The organism is Cyanobacteriota bacterium, assembly GCA_025054735.1.
Classification (GTDB): Bacteria; Cyanobacteriota; Cyanobacteriia; order SKYG9; family SKYG9; genus SKYG9.
This window is the reverse complement of record JANWZG010000199.1, coordinates 1-3,742: the sequence shown is the minus strand read 5'-3', so window position 1 is coordinate 3,742 and position 3,742 is coordinate 1. Positions and strand designations below refer to the sequence as shown.

Genomic DNA, 3,742 nt, shown 5'->3' with positions numbered 1-3,742 from the left:
GCTGAGAAAGGCGTTTAACGGCTTCTCCACCCAATAAGCGGTGGGCATCGGCTAACACAGCCGGAATCCTATCTGCATGGGGGCTGTTCGTGAGACACGATCGCAGGTCTACCTCACTAATGCGATCAGCTTTAGCCCCCGGAAACCAGTGGTTAGCATTCCCCATCAAGTTATAGCGCGCCTTGGCAAAGCTTTCCATGTCGTAAGCAGTTACTAAGTTCCATAGCCACAGAATCACACGAATATTCAAACCACCGGGGGTCTGCTCAGGAGTGGGTAAACCACTGTGCCAAGTATGGAACCAACGCTCTGCGATCGCTCGATCCTTGAAATAGCCCGTCATGGCTGTGATCGCGGCCTCCTGTAACCGCTCTATAATCGGTGGCAGCAGCTCATCAGCTTGTGCTAACAGGGGTAACGTCTTTAGGTGCTCGTCAAAATCTGTAGGGCAAGACGCTCCCACGCTTAAGGTATGAACTTGGGGGTGACTAAGGCAAAACAGGTCATTGAAGACGATCGGACTTAGCGGTTGACACAACTCGACCAACTTAGGTGGGGGGTTATACAAGTGCCCACCTTTGTCTGAAGGGCTGATGATAAATACTCCCATATCCCGCTGATGAGCAGCTAGAATGGCTGGCCAATTGAACTGATAGATGTAGTACCAATGCAGATTCACATAGTCAAACTGGTTGGATTCGATCGCTTGGAGAATGATCTCAGTAGGAGCATGGGTTGAAAAACCAATAAACCGGACTTTTCCCTGACGCTGCAATTCTTTCGCTACGTCCAAGCAACCTTTAGGTCGCAGGCTATAGTGCAATAACTCAGCATTGTTGATGCCATGTAGTCCCAGTAAGTCCACATAATCTAGCTTTAGATAGGCCAAGGACTTATCAAAGGTATTGCGAAATTCTTTAGGGTTTTCACAGGGAGCTACTTTCGTCTGCACGATCAATTTTTCCCGTGGCAACCGGGGCAAGATTTGCCCTAGCTGCATTTCTGACGTTCCATAGCCTCGTGCTGTTTCAATATGGTGAATACCTAGATCCAGCGCTCGGCGAATTGTAGCTTCTAGATTGCGCTGGTTATCGGCTGGTATATCCCGATAGGGCACATCTTGCCATTTGTATTGATAGCGCATTCCCCCACAGGAGAACACGGGCATAGATAGTTCAGTACGTCCAAAACGTCGGTATTGCATAGGGGAACAGCGATCGTATGGTTATAAACAGTAGCGTTAAGATTAACTATAGGAATAAAATCCTATGCCTACCGTACACCACCCATATAGTTTATGGATAATTCTGAATTGGATATATTAGAAAGCTCTGTGCAAGATCTCCTATCGCTGGTCAAACAAGAAATTGAGGAAAAGCGCATTCAACAACAGCGAGACCAATACGTGCAGACCATGGTGGCAGAGATTAAGCAACGTCTGCAACCGCTCCTAGAGGAGGTTGAAAAAACATTAGAGCAAATATCTCCTGAAGACATTAGCAGCAGTACTCGCCAAAAACTAGAAGAAAAAGCAGCCGACTTACGTCAGCGGTTAGCAGATGCTCCGGTTATGGCAGCACGTATGGCCGACCAGCAACTGATTCTGAATGAAGAACGCTTGTTAGATGAGCGTTATGCCCAACAACTGAATGAGTGGCGCTACCAGCTCAAGGACGACTTGATGGACATGATCCAAGAGCAGCCAGATTTTTACAGCGCTACCGATGCATCAGTAGCTGTGCGCAGTTACATGAACGATTTAAAGGAGATCAATGCTCTAGAGGAAGTTGTGGATGCTTTGATTAATCAAATTAATCTTCACAGTTCAGAAGGCCCCGTTGCTAAGTTGCGTGGCAGCCATGAGCAGACCTTGAACTTCATTTATGAAAAAGCAATGGCCAACCGTTCTCGTGTGGAACGTCCGCCGAATGTGCAGCCACGAACTCGGCACCGTACATCTGAAAAGCAACCCAAGCCCTACTATTCGCAACTAGAAGGTAAGGTAGTCGTGTTTGGAGGGCACGATCGCCTAGAAACTGCGGTACGTAATCGGTTGCGCAACTCTAATGTAAACTTAATTTGGTGTACGGCCCAATCAGGCTTACAGGTTGCTGAACAGAGCAAGGAACATATCCCTAACGCTGATATGGTCATCATCATTACAGGTTATGCTAGTCATGCGCTAACAGCAAAGGCGATACAGGCAGCCGAAAGAGCTGGCATTACGCCAGAGATGATCAACACCACGGGGATGACTCGTGTGCTAGAAACCATTGATTATGGACTAAAAACGCGCTTGTTGCAGCGGCGGCTGAATCAATCGAAAATCTCTTAAGCAAATCTATGCACCTTCGTATCACCACGATCGCAGCGACCTGTGACCCGCCCCAAGGAACAGTAGTATTACTGCACGGCTGGGGTGGCAACGTTCAAGATCTAGCTGCGATCGCCCAGTATCTACGCCTGCCGCAGCTTCAGTATTACTTGCCTAGTGCTCCTTTTCCCCATCCGTATAATCCAATGGGGAGTATGTGGTATGGCTTTCCTGACGGTTACCAGTTTAGCCCAGAGGATCCATTCCAACCAGGTGATGACCTGACTACCAGCCGACACCTATTGACAGATTGGTTGCAAACTCTACCAGAGAAAACAGGAATTCCGCTAGACCGAACACTGCTGGCAGGGTTTTCCCAAGGGGGAGCCATGACCCTAGATGTAGGTCTAGCACTACCATTGGCAGGGTTACTGGTGATGAGTGGGTTTCTTCATGCAGTGCCCGCAGGCGATCGCCAACCCAAAGCCTCGATTTTGATGGTTCATGGCCGCCAAGATGCCGTTGTGCCTCTAGCAGTGGCTCGGTATGCCCGCGATTGCCTGCAATCCCTAGGAGCAACGTTGGCCTATCACGAACTAGACATGGGGCATGAAATTGACCCAGAGGCCCTACAACTGATGCGGCAATTCATTCAAGCCCGGCTAGACCTGTAGCTAGCATGACTCAGATGGAATAGTAAATCGGAAACGACTTAGCATCTTTGGGCTTAACATGAACCCGCTGTTGTGGTTTTAGATTTAAGGCATCAAACCGTTCTCGGCTCAGATGAGCTGTAACCACTTGACCATCATCTAAAGTTAGTTCTGCCTGAATTTCCCAGCCCAGGTGAATTAACCGACTGACTCGTGCTGGCACAGTACCTTCTTGAGGACTAGCCTCAACGAGTACATCGTGGGGACGGAGAAAAATTTCAGGATGACTAGCATCAATGCCGTTACGTTGAAACATTTGTGACGTGCTGGGCAACACGTTAACGGGGCCAATGAAACTCATGACAAAGGCAGAGGCTGGATGATCATAGATTTCGGCTGGAGTGCCAATTTGTTCCACTTTTCCCTGATTCATGACGACAATGCGATCGGATACTTCCATGGCCTCTTCTTGGTCGTGGGTGACAAACACCGTAGTTACATGGACTTCATCATGCAGACGGCGCAGCCAGAGGCGCAAGTCTTTCCGCACTTTGGCATCTAGCGCCCCGAAGGGTTCATCTAGCAGAAGTACTTGGGGTTCCACAGCTAGTGCCCGTGCTAGGGCTACTCGTTGGCGCTGTCCTCCCGAAAGCTGAGAGGGATAGCGATCGCCTAAGCCTTTTAACTGAACTAGTTCCAATAATTCCTCTACCCGTGCCTTCACCCGTGCAGGGGCAACTTTGCGAATCTCTAAACCAAAGGCAATATTCTTACG

General features: G+C 48.9%; 4 protein-coding genes. 2 read left to right on the top strand and 2 right to left on the bottom strand.

What is annotated here, in order from left to right; genetic code table 11:
• On the bottom strand, positions 1 to 1,204 hold a 1,204-nt coding region (locus NZ772_10830; GenBank protein MCS6814047.1), incomplete at its 3' end, for an aldo/keto reductase.
• A 93-nt stretch (positions 1,205 to 1,297) separates the two neighbouring features.
• Between NZ772_10830 and NZ772_10825 the strand changes: the two genes are divergently transcribed.
• Together NZ772_10825 and NZ772_10820 are read left to right on the top strand one after the other, a co-directional pair.
• Complete coding sequence (locus NZ772_10825) at positions 1,298 to 2,335, top strand: DUF2325 domain-containing protein (protein ID MCS6814046.1); 1,038 nt, start codon at positions 1,298 to 1,300, stop codon at positions 2,333 to 2,335.
• Positions 2,336 to 2,343: 8 nt separating this feature from the next.
• Positions 2,344 to 2,988, top strand: a complete 645-nt coding sequence (locus NZ772_10820) for an alpha/beta hydrolase (GenBank protein MCS6814045.1) — start codon at positions 2,344 to 2,346, stop codon at positions 2,986 to 2,988.
• Between the two features lie 10 nt (positions 2,989 to 2,998).
• On the opposite strand, the gene NZ772_10815 is transcribed toward NZ772_10820, so the two are convergent.
• The coding region (locus tag NZ772_10815; protein MCS6814044.1) for a sulfate/molybdate ABC transporter ATP-binding protein at positions 2,999 to 3,742 on the bottom strand (744 nt) is incomplete at its 5' end.

Bases quoted from the DNA above. Each gene is read 5' to 3' on its own strand.
- NZ772_10825 (MCS6814046.1), top strand. From the start codon at position 1,298: ATGGATAATTCTGAATTGGATATATTAGAAAGCTCTGTGCAAGATCTC.
- NZ772_10820 (MCS6814045.1), top strand. From the start codon at position 2,344: ATGCACCTTCGTATCACCACGATCGCAGCGACCTGTGACCCGCCCCAA.